Genomic DNA, 1,594 nt, shown 5'->3' on the forward strand with positions numbered 1-1,594 from the left:
CTTGATCTTTAACCTGCGGGGCGGTGGCATCGACCCCGGCTGATCATGGGGACAGCCCTTGGTCGATCATTCCTCTTGTCTAGGGAAGAAGATCGCAAACCAAGGGCTGTCTGGTGATCAGTGTGCACGATGCCGGGACGAACGGTGGGGTCGGCCGGCTGGCGGCGTTCCGGCGTGAGTTCCACGCCTGTCTGACCGCTCGGCGGGATGCGTTGTTCGAGTTGGCGGACGCGTTGTTGTGTGGTGATGCGCCGGTGCGGTCGCTGGTGGAGTTGTCGCTGGTGGGTGAGCACCGCCGTGGTCACGGTTCGTTGTATGCGGCGTTGAACCGGGGTCGGATCGACGTCGAGCGGCTGCGCAGCGCGGTGGCGGCGGTGCCGTTGCCGCGGGCCGCGGATGGGCGGGTGGTGTTGGCGGTGGATGTGACGTGCTGGTTGCGGCCGGAGGCGCATACCTGCCCGCAGCGGGTGTTGTGTCACACCTACGGGCGCGGCAAGGACACCCACATAGGGGTGCCGGGCTGGCCGTACTCGTTCGTCACCGCCTTGGAGGCCGGGCGCACCTCATGGACCGGGCCGTTGGACGCTCGCCGGCTGGCGCCCGGCGACGACGCCGCAACGGTCACCGCCGGCCAGTTACGCGACGTGGTGCAGCGGCTGATCGCTGTCGGGCAGTGGCGCCCTGGTGATCCGGACGTGTGGATCGTCGCGGACGCCGGTTACGACGGGCCCCGGCTGGCGTTCCTGCTGGCCGATCTGCCGGTGCAGGTTCTGGTGCGGATGCGCTCGGACCGGGTGCTGCGCCGACCCACGCCACCGCGGCTGCCCGGCACCACCGGCCGTCCACGACGCCATGGCGGCGAGTTCATCTTCGGCGACCCGGGCAGCTGGGGCGACCCGGACGTCGCCACGGCCACCGACACCCGTCTCTACGGCACCGCGACCGCGCGGGCCTGGCACCGACTGCACCCCAGACTGACCCACCGCACCGCCTGGACCGCCGAACACGGCCCGCTGCCGATCATCGAGGGCACCGTGATCCTGCTGACCGTCGACCGGCTGCCATCAGGCGCTATCGCGAAACCAGTCTGGCTGTGGTCCTCGCAAGCAACCGCCACCACCGCTGAGGTCGACCTGCTCTGGCAGGCGTTCCTGCGCCGCTTCGACATCGAGCACACCTTCCGCATGCTCAAGCAAACCCTGGGCTGGACCAGCCCGAAGCTACGAGACCCGAAAGCCGCCGACCGGTGGACCTGGCTCGTGTTAGCCGCCTACACCCAACTACGCCTCGCCCGAGGCGCCGTCGGCGACCTACGTCGGCCCTGGGAACGCCCCGCACCACCCGAACGACTCACCCCAGCCCGTGTCCGCCGAGGCTTTCGGCACCTACGCACCAAAGCCGGCAACCCCGCCTGCGCACCGAAACCCTCCCGGCCAGGACCCGGCCGACCACCCGGACTACCCAACCGCCACCCAGCAGCCCGCCACGACGTCCACATCGTCACCACCGCCACCAGCACAAAACCGAAACGCGACACAAAGAAAACGAACACTTCGAATACCCCAAGGCCACGCCGCACAGGTTAAAGATCAAG

General features: G+C 68.8%; 1 protein-coding gene. It reads left to right on the forward strand.

All coding sequences use genetic code 11. The features are described from left to right. The first annotated feature begins 113 nt into the window (after nucleotides 1–113). On the forward strand, nucleotides 114–1,586 hold the full coding sequence (locus tag ACGF3C_RS33420; RefSeq protein ID WP_357235643.1) for an NF041680 family putative transposase: 1,473 nt from the start codon (nucleotides 114–116) through the stop codon (nucleotides 1,584–1,586). Nucleotides 1,587–1,594 lie beyond the last annotated feature (8 nt).

This window comes from Micromonospora sp. NPDC047762 (genome assembly GCF_043204655.1).
Lineage (GTDB): Bacteria > Actinomycetota > Actinomycetes > Mycobacteriales > Micromonosporaceae > Micromonospora.